Source organism: Methylobacterium sp. HMF5984, assembly GCF_045033435.1.
GTDB lineage: Bacteria > Pseudomonadota > Alphaproteobacteria > Rhizobiales > Beijerinckiaceae > Methylobacterium.
This window is the reverse complement of sequence record NZ_JBJFLN010000001.1, coordinates 1,510,672-1,528,226: the sequence shown is the minus strand read 5'-3', so window position 1 is coordinate 1,528,226 and position 17,555 is coordinate 1,510,672. Positions and strand designations below refer to the sequence as shown.

The window sequence follows — 17,555 nt, the reverse complement described above, 5'->3', positions numbered from 1 at the left end:
GCCGAACCGGATCGGGCTGCCGCGGCGACCGCCGTGCGGGCCCGATCCGATGCCATCCCCGGGATCCGACGATCCCGGCCGGGCGCCGTCGCGGCGATGCGCGGGCTCGCCTGTCAGATCGCGCGCATCTCGCCCGCTGACAGCCGGATCGCCTTCGCCATGCGGCTCGACAGCGACCCGACCACGACGACCTCGTCGCTCCCATCGGCCTGCGCGCGCACGATCTCCAACGCCTCGTCCGGGCGTCGCGCCATCACCGCGTAGACCGAAGCCGGCACCGTGCTTGTGGCCGCGTCCGCGGTCACCGCGACGAGGAAGGTGGTGTAGCGCCGTCCGATACGCTTCGGCATGATCGGTCGAGCCTTTCACGCGCCCGCCCTCGCGCCGAGCCGCAAAGCGTGCCACGAGGGACCGGAAGCGGCGCGTCGACGGTCGGGCGCCGAGGGGTATCGCCGCGATGCTGGGATGGTTCCGGGCGCTGATGCCGCGCGAGGATCGGTTCTTCGATCTGTTCGCGCGCCACGCCGAGACGTTGGTCGCCGGAGCCGACGCCCTTCACGGCCTGCTCCAGGGCGGCGATGCCGTGCCGGAGTTCGGCCGCACGATCGTGGCGCGCGAGGCGGAGGCCGACGCGATCACCGGCGAGGTGCTGCTCGCGGTGCGCCGCAGCTTCATCACCCCGTTCGACCGCGGCGACATCAAGGACCTGATCCAGTCGATGGACGACGCCATCGACCAGATGCAGAAGACCGTGAAGACCATCGAACTCTACGAGATCCGCACCTTCGAGCCGCTGATGCGCGAGATGGGCGACACGGTGGTGCAGGCGGCCCGCCTCACCGCCGAGGCCGTCCCGCTGCTGAGCGCGATCGGCACCCACGCCACGCGGCTCTCCGCCCTCACCGAGGAGATCACCCGCGTCGAGGGCCGCTCCGACGAGCTGCACGACCAGGGCCTCAAGGCGCTGTACCAGGCCCACGGCCACACCGACCCGATGCGCTACCTGATCGGACGCGAGATCTACGGCAGCCTCGAGAGCGTGGTCGACCGGTTCGAGGATGTCGCCAACGAGATCAGCGGCATCGTCATCGAGAACGTCTGAGGATGACGATCACCGCGCTCGCGCTGCCCTGGCTCGTCGGACTGATCGCCGTCGCGCTGGTCTTCGACTTCCTTAACGGCCTGCACGATGCGGCCAACTCGATCGCCACCATCGTCTCGACGCGGGTGCTGCGGCCGCGCTACGCCGTGATCTGGGCGGCGTTCTTCAACTTCATCGCCTTCCTGTTCTTCGGCCTCCACGTGGCGCAGACGCTCGGGACCGGCATCGTCGACGCCAGCATCGTTGACGCGCCGGTGATTTTCGCCGCGCTGATCGGCGCGATCGCCTGGAACGTCGCCACCTGGGTGCTCGGCATCCCGTCGAGCTCCTCGCACGCCCTCGTCGGCGGTCTCGTCGGCGCGGGCCTCGCCAAGGCCGGGCCGCCGGTGATCGTGTGGGCCGGCCTCGGCAAGACCATCGCCGCGATCGTTCTGTCGCCGCTGCTCGGTTTCCTGCTGGCGCTGCTGCTGGTGCTCGCTGTCTCCTGGAGCTTCGTGCGCGCGACGCCGTTCGCGGTCGACCGCACATTCCGGGTGATGCAGTTCCTCTCCGCCTCGCTCTACTCCCTCGGGCACGGCGGCAACGACGCCCAGAAGACCATGGGCATCATCGCGGTGCTGCTCTACTCGCAGGGGCTGCTCGGATCCGAGTTCTATATCCCGCTCTGGGTCGTGCTCGCCTGCCAGGGCGCGATGGCGCTCGGCACGCTGCTCGGCGGCTGGCGCATCGTCCACACCATGGGCTCGCGCATCACCCGCCTGAACCCGATGCAGGGGTTCTGCGCCGAGACCGGCGGGGCGATCACGCTGTTTGCCGCGACCTGGCTCGGCGTTCCGGTCTCGACCACCCACACCATCACCGGCGCCATCGTCGGCGTCGGTGCCGCTCGCCGCACCTCCGCGGTGCGCTGGGGCGTGGCCGGCAACATCGTCATCGCCTGGGTGCTGACGATGCCCGCCGCCGCACTGATCGCGGCGGGGTGCTACGCGCTCGTCGGGCTGTTCGCCTGACCCGCCGTCGGGGTCGCCGCGCGAGCCTGCCCCGATTCGCACATTCCGGCTGACGGAGCGCACCCTGGCCCCGGTGCACGCTCCCGCGCCGAGCCGGATCCTTCGCCGGCCTGAGAGCGCCGGTGCGTCCCGCCGAGGCGGCGCACCGGCGCGGCGCGCTTCAGGCGAGATGGCGCCCTTCCGCCATGCCGAACTGCAGGTAGTGGTGGAGCGGATCCATGCCGAGAGCCGCCACGTCCGGGTTCGCGGCGAGGTAGGCGTCGGTGTGGAAGGCCGTGCTCGGGTCGCGTCCCGCGAACCAGCCGGTCTGCTCGTAGTGCAGCAGCGGATTGGTCCCGGAGGCGGCGACGTCGGGGTTGGCGGCGAGGTAGTCGTCGGTCGAGAAGTAGGCGTTCGGGTCGCGGCCCTCATGCGCGCCGGTGGTGAGGTAGTGCGTGAAGGCGAACGAATCCGCCGACCCGCTCTGCGACCGTGCGGCGGCCGCCACGTCGAGGTTGTGGGCGAGATAGTAGGTCGCGTCGAAGTCGCCGTAGAGATGGTCGCCCGTGCCGTTGGCGATGGTCAGCCCGGGGAACGCGGCGCGGCCCTCCGCCTGTCCGGTCGCGAGGTAGTGCTTGAGCGGATCGATCTTCGCGGCGGCCACGTCCGGGTTCGCGGCTAGGTAGGCCTCGGCCGAGAAGTCGGCGCCGGGGCTGCGACCGTCCAGCCACCCGCGCACGTCGTAATGCGTCAGCGGGTTCACGCCGGCGGGACCGAGCTTCGGATTGGCCGCGAGGTAGGCGTTGGTCGAGAAGGAGGCGTTCGGGTCGCGGCCCTCGTGCCATCCGTACTGCGCGTAGTGCGTGTCCGGATCGATGTGGGCGCGCCAGACGTCGAGGTTGTGCGCGTCGTAGTACAGGTCGTCGACCAGGGGCGACCCGTCCTTCTCCCGCACGGTCCCGTCGGTGAAGGCGATGGTGGCGACGCCGGTGAGGTCGGTGACGGTGCCGTTCGGCGCCGTCATCAGGTCGTGACCGTCGCGGAAGTCGAAATGCGCCTCGGTCAGCGCGAATCCGAAGCTCAGCGACGACGGGATCGCCGCCTTGGCGACGTTCAGCGTCAGCGTGGTCTGGCTGGTGTTGCCGGCCGCATCCGCCACCGTCTCGGTGTACACCGCGTGCCCGACCTTCGTCGGCTGGTAGCTGTAGCTGCCGTCGGCCGAGACGGTGAGCGTGCCGCTCGGGTCGTAGGCCTGGACCGTGCCCGAGGCCGGGACGACGTGGGACGGCCCGTTGCCGAACTGCACCGCCACCAGGTGGAGCCTGGCGGCACCGGTGTCGTTGGCCAGCACGTTGCCGGCGAGCGCCGCCGCGAAGGTGCCGGAGGCGGTGTCGGCCTTCAGGGTCGGAGCGACGTGATCCAGCACGAAGCCGAGGGACCCGGCGACGGAAGCGTTGCCGGCGGCATCGGTCTGCACGACGGAGACGGTGTGGGCGCCGTCCTTGAGCGTGCTCGGGTTGTAGGCGGCGACCGCGCTGCCGTCGACGACATAGCTCAGCTTGCCGCCGGCCTCGGCCGGCGTGACCTTGAGGGTCGCGTCGGCGGTGATCCGATCGGTCGAGGAGAAGCCGGTATCGTGGGCGAGCGCGATCGTCGGCGCAACCGGCGCGGTGTGGTCGAGGGTGAAGCCGACCGTGCGGGCGGCGGAGACGTTTGCGGCGGCGTCCGACTGGGTCACCGAGACCGTATGGGCGCCGTCCTTCAGCGTGCTCGGGTCGTAGGCCCCGACCGCGCTGCCGTCGACGACGTAGCCCAGCTTGCCGCCGGTCTCCGCCGCCTTCACGGTGAGCGATGCGTCCGAGGTGATCCGGTCGCTCGCCGATGCGCCGGTGTCGTGGGCGAGCGCGAGCCCGGGCGTGCCCGGCGCGGCACGGTCCAGGACGAGGCCGACACGTGCGGAGCCCGCGGCGACGCCGAGATAGGTTTCCGTCGCCGTCAACGTGTGGACGCCGTCGACGAGCCCGGCTGGGGCGATGGTGTATTGCCCGGTCGCATCGGCGGTCGCGCGGCCGACCGTGCGGCCGGCTTCGTCGACCAGCGTCACCGTCGCGCCCGCATTGGTGACGCCGCTGACCGTGGCGTTCGCCGTGATGCCGTCGATCGCCGACGTGCCGGTGTCCTGTGCCAGCGCCGTGGTGATCCCGGGGGCCTTGATCACCACCGAGGTTGTGCTGTCGGTGGCGGCGGTCGGGTAGGCGTTCGAGATCGCCTGCAGGGTGAAGGTCGTCGTGCCGGGCTGGCCGATCGTGGGCGCGAAGGTGAGCGCGTGCAGGGCCGCGGCCGAGCCGGACAGGATGTAGGCGCCGTCGTTGGTGGCGGCGAGCCCGGCGCCGGACAGCGTGCCGCCGGCCCCCGTGACGGTGATCCGCAGGGTATCGGTCGCGCCGAGATTCGGGTCGGCGAGGGTCGTCGTCGCGAACGGGCTCATCGCGGCCTGCGCGGTGGTCTGGTTGGCGACCGTGCCGGTGATCGCCGGGCCCCCGGCGGCGACGTAGCCGATCGGCAGGCCGTGCGGATCGACGGAGAGCGGCAGCCCGTTGTTGTCGTAGATCGCGTTGCCGTTGCCCGGGCCGTTGTTCTGCTGCAGGCGCAAGCTGCCCCAGCTGTAGAACAGCCGCTCGCCGGCCGGCACCGCGGTGTCGAAGGTCAGCAGCACGTGGTTGGCGTCGACGATCTGGGCGGCGGTGCCGTTGGCCTCCGCGGTCGCGTCGTCGTAGCCCGCGCGAACGGACCAACCGGTGCCCGAGGCGGCCACGCCGTCGAGTCCCTGCAGGCTCGCGGCCTGATCGAAGGCCAGGGTGACGAGGAGCTGGTTGGCGTGCCCGGCCACCGCCGAGACCTGGGTGACCTGCGGCCCGAGATTGTCGATGTTGCCGTTGGCCAGGCTGATCGGCGAGCCCGGCATCGCCGATGCCGCGAACTGCTGGGCTAGGCCGAGGGCGGCGCGGCCGTAGAGCGCCTGCTGGTCCTGCGTATTGAGGTGGAACCCGCCGTTGGCGCCGTCGTGATCCATGGTCACGTCGCTGCTCTGCAGCGTGACCACCTTCGCGTTGAACGCCGCGTCGGCGCTGAGCTCGGCCTGCCCGACCGCGATCGCCTGATTCTGCAGGGGCTGCTGCGGCGCGCCGGCGGCGAAGGGGATCGGCGAGACGAACAGGTAGGGCGCGTCGTTGGTGCTCAGCCCGAGGACGGCGCGGGCGAGGCCGGCCTCGTAGCGCATGGCGCTCATCCAGCGGTCGGCCGTAAGCCCGGTGGTGAAGTTGCTGTCCCACTCGTTGTGGAGCATCACGATCGCGGTCGGCGCGCCGCGGTCGGTGGCCGGCAACTGGTTGATCGCGCTGAGATAGCCGCGCTCGAGATAGGTCGAGGACCAGTCGGTTCCGTTGGGATGGAGCTAGTCGGCCGTCAGCGAGGTGCCGCCGATCTCGGTGTCGGCTTTGTTCGGATCGTTGCTCGACGCGACGACGTTCACGCGCTGGTTGATGCCGTCGAAGCCGAGCAGCTTCTGGATCTCCTGGCGCATCACCTCAATCTGCCCCTCGACCGTGGGGTAGTAGGTGTTGGACTGGCCGCGCACGACGACGTTGATGACCTTGCTGACCGTGGGCGGAACCACGGTGGCCGGCGGGATGGCCGCGACGACGGCGAGGTCGACATGGTCCAGAGCCTGGCCCGGGACGAGCGCCAGGCCCGAGACGCCGCGGGCGTCCTCGCTGGCGAAGCCGGCGGGCGGGCTGACGACGACGCGGTAGTTCTGCCCGGCATAGGGGTCCGGCAGGGTGTAGTGGCCGTTCGGATCGGCGGTCAGGGTCGCGACGACGTAGCCGCTGCCGTCCATCACCGCGACGTGCGCGCCGGCGACGCCGGCCTCGCCGGCATCGAAGCGCCCGTTGCCGTTGGCGTCGGCGAACACGGTGCCCGATAGGCCGGCCGCGACCTTCGCAGCTCCGGTGACGAGGGTGTGCTCGTAGTTGACGGCGGTGCCGTTCACGACCGTCCGCGAGACGCTCGCGGGCGCGTCGACGACGGCGTTCCCGAGACCAAGATCGAACGCGACCGTGTATTGCCCGCCGCCCAGGCCGAGAAAGGCCCAGGCGCCGTTCGGGCCCGTCGTCGTGGTCTGGATCGCGTGCCCGCTCGCGTCGTACAGCGTGACGACGGCGCCGGTCTGTCCGCCGTCGCTGGTGTCGATCCGTCCGTTGCCGTTGGAATCCGCGTAGACGATGCCGTTGATGCTTCCCGCGGGGGCCAAGTTGAATCCCTGGCTCACGAGGGTCGGCGCGCCGTGATCGACGGAGACGGCCTGCCAGTTGAAGCCGTCGGCGGTGGTGATGCCCTGGTCGCCGTGGAAGCCGCCACTGGTGTGGAACCGCAGCGCGTAGGTTCCGTCGGCGAGGTTGGCGAAGATGAAGTTGCCGTTCGCGTCGGTGGCGGTGCTGCCGTAGAGGACCGTTCCGGCCGCATTATAGAGGTCGATCGGGAAGCCGGCGCCGAGGCTGTACTCGCCGGCTTGCTGGCTGCCGTCGGCATCCGTGTCGAAGAAGGTGTGGCCGCCGACGCTGCCGCTGCCGGCGGACGGCGCGAGCGTCGGCGCGGCCGCCAGGACGAAGCTGTTGCCGTCGGACCCCGAGGCGACCGAGGTCGCGACCGCCTTGTAGGCGCTTCCGACCACGGTCTGACCCAGCGGGTTGACAACCTGCACGGTGTAGGCGCCGGCGAGCCCCGAGAAGCCGTAATGGCCGTCGGCGTCGGTGCTCGTGCTTCCGACGAGGTTCCCGACGCCGTCGAAGGCACGGACGATGACGCCGCCCTGGCCCTCGCCTGCCGTCAACTGCCCGTCGCCATTGAGGTCGGTCCCGACCGTGCCGCCGATCGTGCCGCCGGCGCCGACGTAGAAGCCTTGGTCGACCGTGGTGGTGGCGCCGCGGCCGACGGTGACGTTGGTGATCCAGCTGGCGCCGTCCGCGGTCATCGTGGCCTGATCGCCGCGGAACCCGCCGCCGCTGCCGAAGCGGATCGCGTAGGTGCCGTCGGGGCGCTGGCCGAAATCGTAGTTGCCGTTGGCGTCGGTCAAGGTCGTCGCGATCAGGGTCCTGCCGTCCGCGCTGTACAGGCCGACCGGGAACCCGCCGAACAGGTTGCCCTCACCGTATTCCTGCGTGCCGTTGCCGTTTGTGTCGAAGAACGTGTGCCCCTTGTGGTTGCCATAGACGGCCATGATACTCTCTCCCCAGTCTGATCGTCGTTGTTGATTATCTTGAGGCAGGTGCCGTGAGGGCATCCGCCGCGATCGCGGCGACGCTTGCAGCGAAGCGCGCCAGCAACGCGCGCCGCGCTGACCGCTTCAACCTTCGAACGACGCGCGATGCATCGGCGCGGACGATTTTTTTGCGAAAGAGATCAGGCTAGGTGGCATGAGAGGAGGAAGATCCTCGGTCGCACGGATGGCCGATCGCAGCGGGCCGGATGCAGCGGCGCGTCCCACGAGAGGCGTGCATCCCCGGCAGCGCGACGGATCGCGTCGCCCGGTCGACAGTCTCGGCCAGGGGCAACACCTCCTGGTTGCACACGATGTATTTCTTCGGTCTCGACATCGATCGGCCCGCCTCCCAGACGAACCCGACGCAGGGGGACATGGTCACGCTGCATCGAGGGCAGCTTTTGGAGCTGCTTTTTTTCATGCGTGTTAAGAACTATTAGCCATATGCGGCCCGGGCAATGACCGACCTAGGAAATATATCAACACGCCCCCGCATTTGTAACGCGGCCGAGGTCGGCGTTGGCGGTGTGTTGACGTCGAATGCACCGACGCTGAGCTGCCGCGGCCCGAACGATCACACACTGCCGACGGCGCTCTCGCCGTCAAAAAGATCATTTTATGACAACGATGTAGCGCTAGACAACGTGTCGATGGTGACCGCTTCCCGAACCTTCCTCGGCCCGTCGCCGCCGCCGAGCCAGTGCCGCTCGAACGGACCCACGAAGCTGCCGGCCAGTGGACGCGGAACGAGTCGTCGGGGACCAGAGTCCTTGATACCCTCAGATTGCATCACGGATAGGAATACCCACCGACGGTGATGCTGTGCGCCCCGCGCGGACCTCTGATTCATCGTCAGCTGCGGAGGTCCGACAGACCGACCGACGTGCGGTGCCCGACGGAACGCCTCGCGGCGATTTCAACACCGTCGCGCGGTTAACGGCGGAGCCTGCGCCTAGGTACACTATCGGGCTTCTTCACCGAAGCGCGAGGAGCACGCCGGCCAAGGAATGACGGGTGACGTGCTGGGGGGACGAGGCGGTCCTGGAAGCCGTGCAGCACCGGCTTGACGAGGATCGTCACGCGATGCGCACGCGTCGGCAGACGGTCGAGCACGTGTTCGGGACGCTGAAAGGCTGGATGGGGGCGACCCACTTCCGGTTGTACTGGCTGAAGAACGCCTCAACCGAGATGAGCCTGCAGGTCTTGGCCCACAATATGAAGCGGGTGATGGCGATCCTCGGCACCGGACCGCTGCTCACCGCCTTGCGGGCGTGAGGGCACGCGGCGCACCGTGCGCCATCGCCGCCCCAATCCAACACAGCACACCGCGTTCCCACACTGCCTCGGTGGAGGCGGTCGGACCACGGTTGGCGATATTCTCACGAAAGCGGACGAACGGCGGCCCCGGTACGTTATGATGTCTGCCGTATGGCGCCGGCGCCGCGGCCTATTGGACGACAGGCCTTCATTGGATTGAGCACTCAGCCTCCGCTGCTTGATTTCAAGCCGCTTGCGCGAGGGCGGCCTGGAACTCCGCCTCCGGCAGCAGCGCCCCGCCGGTGGTCCAGACGACGTGCGTCGCGTGGGCGACGTCCGGCAGGACGCCGCAAGCCGGCCCCACCGCCGCGAAGGCCGCCGCTGCTGACGGCTCGAGGCGCAAGGCCGCCCGGTCCCAGAGATCGCGCAGCCAGGCGAACAGGTCGGCGTCGCTCACCGTCACCACGGCCTCGACGAGGGCGCCGACGGTGCCGGCCACCAGCATCGAGGCGGCGGCCACGGCCAAGCCGTCCGCCGCGGTCCGGTTGTCGAGGCCGATCTCGTAGACGCTCACCGACCGCGCCGAGCCTGCGGCGAGTTGCACGAGCATGCAGGGCGCGGCGACGGGCTCGACGAAGACGCAGCGCACGGCGTCGCCGTAGAGCAGCTTCAGGCCGAGGGTGACGCCGCCCGGGGCGCCGCCGACGCCGCAGGGGAGGTAGACGCACAGGGGATGGGCCGCGTCCACGCTCACGCCCGCCGCCTCGAGCTGGCGTTGCAGGTCGAAGGCCGCCGCCGCGTAGCCGAGGAACAGGTCGACCGAGCTCTCGTCATCGACGAAGTGCGCGTCGGCGCGGCCCTCGAAGGCGACCCGCGCGGCGGCGACGGCGCTGCCGTAATCGCCCGCATGCTCCACCACCCGGGCGCCGAGGTCGCGCAGGCGGCGCTTCTTCCACGCCTTGGCGTCGTGGGACATGTGCACCTCGACCTGGAAGCCGAGGGCGCGGGCGATCACCCCGACGCTGAACCCGAGGTTGCCGGTGCTTCCCACCGCGATCGTGTGGGCGCCGAAGGCCGCCCGGACATCCGGGTCGGCGAGGCGGGCATAGGAGGGCGCGCCCGACAGCCAGCCCGCCGCGAGGCCGAGCCGCTCGGTCTCGACCAGCACCTCGTAGACGCCGCCCCGCGCCTTGATGCAGCCGGTGATCGGGAGGTCGTGGTCGGCCTTCACCCAAGCCGAGGCCCCCGGGCGTCCCGACACCAGGGCGGCCAAGTCGGCGGAGAGCGGCAGGAGAGCCGAATCGATCCGACCGGTCGCGAGCTCGGGAAACAGCCGGGCGAGGAGCGGATCGAAGCGGCGCCAGCGCGCCTCGGCCGCCACGACGTCCGCGAGGCCGAAGGCCAGGCCCGGCAGGATCTCGGCGGCTCGGCCCAGGCGCGGGTTGCGCCAGACCGTGGGTTTGGCATCCCGCACGGCATCGGGGAGATCAAGCGGGGGCGTGCAGGCGGCGCTCATACGGGCGGTGTCCTGTGACGGAAATCGGCTCGGATCGCCGGGGCGTCGCGCCGAGCCGGCCGGGGACGAATCGGCGGTCGTGCGGCTGGCCTCGTCCACCGGGCCCGGACGGCATCGCACATGCGGCCGCCCATCATAAAGCCGTCGGCGAAGCTCACGGCTCGTTCGCCCTCGCCGAGCGCTTATGAACGATCCTTCCATTCCAATGGGTGATGGCGCAACGATCTTTCGGCTAAGACCGCCGGTCGTCTCATTGCAATAGGAAACAACGGCGCATTTCGAGAGCACCTTCCGCACCGACTTTGCTAGCTTTCTCGGGCTGACCAACAAAGGACGTCGCCTATGCTGTCGAAGTTCGAGCGTTATCCCCTGACCTTCGGCCCGAGCCCGATCGAGCACCTGCCGCGGCTAACGGCCCATCTCGGCGGCGACGTGCTGATCTACGCCAAGCGCGAGGATTGCAATTCGGGCCTCGCCTACGGCGGCAACAAGCTGCGCAAGCTCGAGTACATCGTGCCCGACGCCATCGCGAGCGGGGCCGACACCCTGGTCTCGATCGGCGGTGTGCAGTCGAACCACACCCGCATGGTCGCGGCGGTCGCCGCCAAGATCGGCATGAAGTGCCGGCTGATCCAGGAGGCCTGGGTCCCGCACGAGGATGCCGTCTACGACCGGGTCGGCAACATCATGCTGTCCCGCATCATGGGCGCCGAGACGCAGCTCGTCGACGACGGCTTCGACATCGGCATCCGCGAGAGCTGGACCAGGGTCCTGGAGGACGTGAAAGCCAAGGGCGGCAAGCCCTACGCGATCCCCGCCGGCGCCTCGGTGCACAAGTTCGGCGGGCTCGGCTACGTCGGCTTCGCCGAGGAGGTCCGCGCCCAGGAGGCCGAGATGGGCCTGCGTTTCGACTACATCGTGGTCTGCACCGTCACCGGCTCGACCCATGCCGGCATGGTGGTGGGCTTTGCCGCCGACGGGCGCGCCCGCAACGTCATCGGCATCGACGCGTCCTGCACGCCCGCCCAGACCAAGGCCCAGGTGCTGGAGATCGCAAAAAATACCGCCGCCCTCGTCGGCGCGCCGGCGATCGCCGAGGACGACATCGTGCTCAACGAGGACTACGCCTACCCGGTCTACGGCGTGCCCTCGAAGGAGACGGTGGACGCGATCCGCCTCTCGGCCCGGCTGGAGGGCATGATCACCGACCCCGTCTACGAGGGGAAGTCGATGCAGGGGATGATCGACCTCGTGCGGAAGGGCTTCTTCCCCAAGGGCGCGAAGGTGCTCTACGCCCATCTGGGCGGCGCCCCCGCGCTCAACGGCTACAGCTACACCTTCCGAAACGGCTGAGCCGACTTGCGCCGGACCGGCCGACCGATGTCAGACGCCGCCGGGCTCCGTCGGCGGCAGCGCGGCGACGAGCCGGCGCAGGAAGGCCTGGACGGCGTGCGGCAGCTTGCGGTCGCGCATCACCTGGACCTGGATGCCCCGCATCAGGCTCATCCGCGCATGCACCGGGATGCAGACGAGCTCGCCGAGGCGCACCGGCGTCTGCACCGTGAGGGCCGACATCAGCGCGAGCCCCTTCGTCCGCCGGACGAAGGGCAGCAGGGCGGAAAGGATGTTGGCCGTGAGCGTCGGCTCGATGGTGATGCCCTCCGCGAGGCAGGCCGCGTCGAAGACCCGGCGAGCGGTAGTGTCGAGGGTCGGCACCGCGATCGGGTAGGCCTTCAGGTCCGCGAGCCGGATCGCGGGTCGGCGCGCCAGGGGATGATCGGGGGCACTGAGCGCCACCATCTCGACCGCGTTGTCGTAGGCGACCGCGATCAGGCTCGAGGGGGCGAGCGCGAAGGTGATGCCGATATCGGCGTCGCCCGCCGCCACCACGTGCGTGACCTGGGCGGGGGGCAACATCTGCACCTCGAAGCGGATGCCCGGATGGGCGGCGTGGAACTCCGCGATCGCGTTGGGCAGCAGGTCGAGGGCGAAGCCCTCCGAGGTGGCGACGCGGATGAAGCCGCGCGCGAGGCCCTGCAATTCCTGGACGTCAGCCGCGACCTGCTCGGCGCGCAGGAGGGTCTGGCGCGCGTGTTCCGCCAGCAGCTCCCCGGCCGGGCTCAGCACCATGCCGCGCGGGCGCCGCTCGAAGAGGACGCAGCCGAGTTCGCTCTCGAGGTTGGAGATCTGCCGGCTGATCGCCGACGCCGCGATGTTCAAGTGCGTCGACGCCGCGGCGATCGACCCGGTTCTGGCGACGGCCAAGACGTAGCGGAGGCCCGAAACGTTCATGGAAACCTGTCGATTGCCGAAACGGCACGGCAGCAATCGCGAAATTCTACTTGTTGCGATGCCAATTGCACAACACCATGGCACGACGAAAAAAGCGGCATACCGATGCGGCCGGCACTAGGCCGACCGCGCGGACGGGCGAAAAGGACCGACATCATGGCGAGCGGGAGATGGCGAGACACGGCTCCACGGCACGCGCCGCGCTCACCCTGCTGATGCTGGCCGCCAGTGTCCCGGCCCTCGCCGGCAAGGCGAACGACACCCTGGTCTACGCCTCCGACACCGAGCCGGAAAACGTCAGCCCCTACCACAACAGCGCCCGCGAGGGCGTCATCCTGGCCCGCAACGTCTGGGACACCCTGATCTCCCGCGACCCGAAGACCGGCACCTACCAGCCGATGCTGGCCACCTCTTGGCGGTGGGTCGATCCCGTCACCCTGGAACTGACCCTGCGTGAGGGCGTGACCTTCCACAACGGCGACGCCTTCGGCCCGGAAGACGTGGCCTTCACCTTTAACTACGTGCTGACGCCGGAAGCCCGCACGGTGACGAAGCAGAACGTCGACTGGATGAAGTCGACGGAGGTCGTCGACGCTCACACGGTCCGCATCCATTTGAAGGCGGCCTTCCCGGCGGCGCTCGAATACCTCGCCGGGCCGACCCCGATCTTCCCGGCGACCTATTTCAGGCGCGTCGGCCTCGACGGCTTCGCCAAGGCGCCGGTCGGCACCGGCCCCTACCGCATCACCGCGGTCGAGAACGGGCGCGGCGTCAAGATGGAGCGCTTCGCCAAGTATTGGCCCGGCAGCCCGATCGGCGCGGCCAAGATCGGCAAGCTCGAGTTCCGCGTCATCCCCGACGCCGACAGCCGCATGGCCGAGCTCGTCACCGGCGGCATCGACTGGATCTGGCGCGTGCCGAGCGATCAGGCCGACCAGCTGAAGGGCGCCCCAGACGTCTCGGTCCTCAGCGCCGAAACCATGCGGGTCGGCTTTCTGCAGTTCGACACTCTCGGCCGGGCCAAGGAGAACTCGCCCCTGAAGGATCCCCGCGTCCGGCAGACGATCTCGTACGCCGTCGACCGTAAGGCCATGGTGGACAACCTCGTGCGCGGCGGGAGCCGGGTGATGAACGCGGCCTGCTTCATCGACCAGTTCGGCTGCACCGACGAGGGCGTGCCGCGTTACAGCTACGATCCGGCCAAGGCCAAGGCGCTCCTCAAGGAGGCGGGCTACCCGAACGGCTTCGAGATCGATCTCGGCGCCTACCGCGAGCGCGACTACGCCGAGGCCGTGATCGGCTACCTGCGCGCCGTCGGCATCACCGCCCGGCTGAACTACCTGCGCTACGCGGCGCTCCGCGACCTCATCCGCGGCGGCAAGGTCTCGATCGCCTTCCAGACCTGGGGGTCGTTCTCGGTCCTCGACGTCTCGGCCTTCACGGGCGTCTACTTCCGCGGCGGCGACGAGGATCTGACCAAGGACCCCGAGACCATCGCGGCTCTCCAAGCCGGGGACGGGGCGACCGACCCTGCGGTGCGGAAGGTCAAGTACGCCGAAGCGCTCAAGCGCATCGCCGGCCAGGCTTACGCCCTGCCGCTGTTCTCGTACTCGACGAACTACGCCTTCACGTCGGACCTGACCTTCACGGCGCAGCCCGACGAGCTGCCGCGCTTCTACGCGGCGCAATGGAAGTGACGGCCGGCGCCTGAAGCCGACCGACCGCCGACCGACCGAGGGAGCCGGACCATGCTGCGATTCATGATCCAACGAAGTCTGGTGGCCCTGGCGGTCGCCGTGACGGTGTCGGTGGCGAGCTTCATGCTGCTGCACCTGTCCGGGGACCTGGCCACCGCGATCGCGGGGCCGGAGGCGACCTCCGTCCAGGTCGAGGCGATCCGGGTCCAGTACGGGCTCGACCAGCCCCTCCTGGCTCAGTTCGCCGCCTGGGCGGGCCGGGCGATCCGGCTCGATTTCGGCAACTCGTTCTACTTCCGCGAGAGCGTGATCGACCTGCTCGCCGCCCGCCTGCCGATCACCCTGTTCCTCGGCGTGGTGGCCCTGGCCGTGGCGCTCTTCGTGGCCATCCCCCTCGGGGTGCTGGCCGCGGTCCGGCGCGACACCTGGATCGACCGGGCCGCCCTCTCAGTCTCGGTGCTGGGCCAGGCCATGCCGAGCTTCTGGTTCGGCCTGACCCTGATCATGATCTTCTCGGTGAACCTGCGCTGGCTGCCGGTCTCCGGCAACACGACCTGGAAGCACTTCGTGCTGCCGGCGATCGCGCTCGGTTACTACGCCATGCCGGCGGTGATGCGGCTGACCCGCAACGGCATGCTCGAAGTGCTGGCCTCGGACTACGTCAGGACCGCCCGCGCCAAAGGTCTGCCGCCGCGAAAGATCCTGATCCGGCATGCGTTGCGCAACGCCGTGATTCCGGTGATCGCGCTCGCCGCCGTCCAGTTCGGCTTCATGCTCGGCGGCTCGATCGTGATCGAGGCGGTGTTCTCGCTCCAGGGGCTCGGCCAGCTCGCCTGGGAATCCATCGCCCGCAACGACTTCCCGGTGGTGCAGGCGATCGTGCTGGTCCTGGCGATGATCTACATCGCTCTGACGCTGGCCGCCGACCTCCTGAACGCCTTCCTCGATCCCCGGCTGCGCCAATGACCCTCCAGCCATCCGCTTCCCCGCTCAGCGCCGGCTTGCCCGAGACGCCGGCGGCCCTCCCGGCCGATAGGCCGGCGGCGCCGCCCGCTCGCCCACCGCCCCGGTGCTTCGGCGCGGTCTCCGCCACGGCGGCTTTGTGATCGGTGCCGGCATCCTCGGGACCATCCTGCTCTGCGCGCTCGCCGCCCCGCTGATCGCGCCCCACGATCCCTACGCCCAGGACGTCTCGCGGCGCCTGATCCCGCCGATCTGGCAGGCGAAGGGCACGTGGGACCACGTGCTCGGCACCGACAAGCTCGGGCGCGACTCTTTCAGCCGCCTGATCTACGGCAGCCAGATCTCCCTGCTGATCGGGATCGCGGCGGCCGCCATCTCGGGCGTGATCGGCACGACGCTCGGCATCTGCGCCGGCTATTTCGGCGGCCGGGTCGACGCGGTGGTGAGCTACGTCGTGACCACGCGGCTGGCCATGCCGGTGGTGCTGGTCGCGCTCGCCATGGCCTCCCTCGTCGGCGGCTCGCTGAAGGTGGTGGTGCTGGTGCTCGGCTTCCTGCTCTGGGACCGTTTCGCCGTGGTCACCCGCGCGGCGACCCGGCAGATCCGCGACCAGGATTTCATCGCCGCGGCCCGCGCAACGGGCTTCTCCCCGGCCCGCATCCTGTTCCAGGAAGTGCTGCCGAACATCCTCAACGCGCTCATCGTGGTGGCGACCCTGGAGATCGCGCACGCCATCCTGCTCGAGGCCGCCCTGTCCTTCCTCGGCCTCGGCGTGCAGCCGCCGCTGCCGTCCTGGGGCCTGATGATCGCCGAGGGCAAGCCGTACATGTTCTTCCAGCCCTGGGTGATCACCATCCCGGGCGTCGCGCTCCTGATCCTCGTCCTGGCGATCAACCTGCTCGGCGACGGCATCCGCGACGTCACCGCCCCCGAGGGGCGGCGCTGAGCCCCCCTTGCCCCGCAAAAAACTTCACCGCACCGAGATCGAGTGAGCCCATGTCCCGACACGACGCGATCGCGCGCGCCGCGCGCCACTACGACGAGGGCGGCTTCCTCAGCGTGCTGCAGGACGCCGTCGCCCGCCCGACCGAGAGCCAGACCTCGGGGCAGCTGCCGAAGCTGAAGGCTTACCTCACCGACTTCCTGGTGCCGCGGATCGCGCCGCTCGGCTTCACCAGCCGCATCCTCGACAACCCGGACGGCGTCCACGGCCCGTTCCTCATTGCCGAGCGCCACGAGGGCGACGCGTTGCCCACGGTGCTGATCTACGGCCACGGCGACACCGTGCGGGGCTATCCCGAGCAGTGGCGCGACGGCCTCGACCCTTGGACCGTGACCATCGAGGGCGAGCGCTGGTACGGCCGCGGCACCGCCGACAACAAGGGCCAGCACATCCTCAACCTCGGCGCGCTGGCGGCGGTGATGGCGGCGCGCGACTGGCGCCTCGGCTTCAACACCAAGCTGCTGATCGAGATGGGCGAGGAAGCCGGCTCGCCGGGCCTGCGCGACCTCTGCCGCGCCGAGGCCGCGGCGCTCAAGGCCGACGTGCTCATCGCCTCGGACGGGCCCCGCGTCAGCGCCGAGCGGCCGACGGTCTTCCTGGGCTCGCGCGGCGGTTACACCTTCGAGATGGTGCTGGACCTGCGTGAGGGCAGCCACCATTCCGGTAACTGGGGCGGCCTGCTGCGCAACCCCGGCACGGTGCTGGCCAACGCCATCGCGACCCTCGTCGACGGACGCGGCAAGATCCTTCTCGACGCCCTGCGGCCACCGGCGCTCCCCGACAACGTGCGGGCGGCGCTGGCCGACATCACTGTGGGCACCGATCCGACCGCGCCGAAGATCGACGCGGATTGGGGCGAGCCGGGACTGACCGCGGCCGAGCGCGTGTTCGGCTGGAACACCCTCGAGGTGCTGGCCTTCAAGACCGGCGACCCGGACGGACCGCTCAACGCCGTGCCGCCCACCGCCAAGGCGACGCTGCAGCTGCGCTTCGTCGTCGGCACCGACTGGGAAGGCATCCTGCCGGCCCTGCGCGCCCATCTCGACGCCCACGGCTACCCGATGGTCGAGGTCCGTGCCGCGCGCACGGAGGTGTTCCGCGCCACCCGGCTCCCCGTCGAGGACCCATGGGTCGACTGGGCGCTGGCCTCGATCGCCGAGAGCACGGGCAAGCTGCCGGCCCTGCTGCCGAACCTCGGCGGCTCGCTGCCCAACGACGCCTTTTCCGAGATCCTCGGCCTGCCGACCCTGTGGGTGCCGCATTCCTACCCGGCCTGCCTCCAGCACGGCCCCGACGAGCACCTGCTCGGGCCGCCCTCGCGCGAGGCCCTGATGCTGATGGCGGGCCTGTACTGGGACCTCGCCGAGACCGGGCCGGCGGTGCTCGTTCGGCGCAAAGCCCTCAAGGGAGCCTGAG

Annotated in this window: 12 protein-coding genes and 1 pseudogene; 8 read left to right on the top strand and 5 right to left on the bottom strand. The window is 69.8% G+C overall.

Going from position 1 to position 17,555, the window contains the following annotated elements; translation table 11 throughout:
* Positions 1–113: 113 nt before the first annotated feature.
* Positions 114–350 (bottom strand): hypothetical protein, encoded by a 237-nt coding sequence (locus tag ACFZ8E_RS07210; RefSeq protein WP_147725668.1) that lies wholly within the window; start codon positions 348–350, stop codon positions 114–116.
* Between the two features lie 107 nt (positions 351–457).
* Here ACFZ8E_RS07210 and ACFZ8E_RS07205 point away from each other — a divergent pair, with 107 nt between their 5' ends.
* Both ACFZ8E_RS07205 and ACFZ8E_RS07200 read left to right on the top strand, forming a co-directional pair.
* On the top strand, positions 458–1,102 hold the full coding sequence (locus ACFZ8E_RS07205) for a DUF47 domain-containing protein (protein WP_147725667.1): 645 nt from the start codon (positions 458–460) through the stop codon (positions 1,100–1,102).
* 2 nt (positions 1,103–1,104) lie between these two features.
* The gene (locus tag ACFZ8E_RS07200) at positions 1,105–2,112 is read left to right on the top strand and encodes an inorganic phosphate transporter (protein ID WP_147725666.1); all 1,008 of its coding nucleotides are present in this window, start codon (positions 1,105–1,107) and stop codon (positions 2,110–2,112) included.
* 160 nt (positions 2,113–2,272) lie between these two features.
* Here ACFZ8E_RS07200 and ACFZ8E_RS07195 read toward each other — a convergent pair whose 3' ends face one another.
* Positions 2,273–5,476 (bottom strand): Ig-like domain-containing protein, encoded by a 3,204-nt coding sequence (locus ACFZ8E_RS07195; RefSeq protein WP_405042438.1) that lies wholly within the window; start codon positions 5,474–5,476, stop codon positions 2,273–2,275.
* Between the two features lie 69 nt (positions 5,477–5,545).
* On the bottom strand, positions 5,546–7,369 hold the full coding sequence (locus ACFZ8E_RS07190; protein ID WP_405042437.1) for an SdrD B-like domain-containing protein: 1,824 nt from the start codon (positions 7,367–7,369) through the stop codon (positions 5,546–5,548).
* A gap of 1,053 nt (positions 7,370–8,422) precedes the next feature.
* On the opposite strand from ACFZ8E_RS07190, the pseudogene ACFZ8E_RS07185 reads away from it, so the two are divergent.
* A pseudogene (locus ACFZ8E_RS07185) lies at positions 8,423–8,686 on the top strand (transposase); the annotation flags it as partial.
* A gap of 226 nt (positions 8,687–8,912) precedes the next feature.
* On the opposite strand, the gene ACFZ8E_RS07180 reads toward ACFZ8E_RS07185, so the two are convergent.
* Positions 8,913–10,184, bottom strand: coding sequence for a D-serine ammonia-lyase (locus ACFZ8E_RS07180; protein WP_405042436.1), 1,272 nt, complete (start codon positions 10,182–10,184; stop codon positions 8,913–8,915).
* A 342-nt stretch (positions 10,185–10,526) separates the two neighbouring features.
* Between ACFZ8E_RS07180 and ACFZ8E_RS07175 the strand changes: the two genes are divergently transcribed.
* The gene (locus ACFZ8E_RS07175) at positions 10,527–11,537 is read left to right on the top strand and encodes a 1-aminocyclopropane-1-carboxylate deaminase (RefSeq protein ID WP_405042435.1); all 1,011 of its coding nucleotides are present in this window, start codon (positions 10,527–10,529) and stop codon (positions 11,535–11,537) included.
* A gap of 30 nt (positions 11,538–11,567) precedes the next feature.
* Here the strand turns inward: ACFZ8E_RS07175 and ACFZ8E_RS07170 are convergent, their stop codons facing one another.
* Complete coding sequence (locus ACFZ8E_RS07170; RefSeq protein ID WP_405042434.1) at positions 11,568–12,476, bottom strand: LysR family transcriptional regulator; 909 nt, start codon at positions 12,474–12,476, stop codon at positions 11,568–11,570.
* Positions 12,477–12,646: 170 nt separating this feature from the next.
* On the opposite strand from ACFZ8E_RS07170, the gene ACFZ8E_RS07165 reads away from it, so the two are divergent.
* The 4 genes from ACFZ8E_RS07165 (at position 12,647) to ACFZ8E_RS07150 (ending at position 17,554) form a co-directional block, all read left to right on the top strand.
* Positions 12,647–14,173, top strand: a complete 1,527-nt coding sequence (locus tag ACFZ8E_RS07165; RefSeq protein ID WP_405042433.1) for an ABC transporter substrate-binding protein — start codon at positions 12,647–12,649, stop codon at positions 14,171–14,173.
* Between the two features lie 51 nt (positions 14,174–14,224).
* A complete protein-coding gene (locus ACFZ8E_RS07160) occupies positions 14,225–15,139 on the top strand; it encodes an ABC transporter permease (protein ID WP_243949671.1) in 915 nt (304 codons plus the stop codon).
* A gap of 136 nt (positions 15,140–15,275) precedes the next feature.
* Positions 15,276–16,082 carry an ABC transporter permease gene (locus ACFZ8E_RS07155; RefSeq protein WP_405042432.1) on the top strand — a complete coding sequence of 269 codons (807 nt, stop codon included), beginning with the start codon at positions 15,276–15,278 and terminating at the stop codon, positions 16,080–16,082.
* Between the two features lie 50 nt (positions 16,083–16,132).
* The gene (locus ACFZ8E_RS07150; RefSeq protein WP_405042431.1) at positions 16,133–17,554 is read left to right on the top strand and encodes a M20 family metallopeptidase; all 1,422 of its coding nucleotides are present in this window, start codon (positions 16,133–16,135) and stop codon (positions 17,552–17,554) included.
* Position 17,555: the final 1 nt, after the last annotated feature.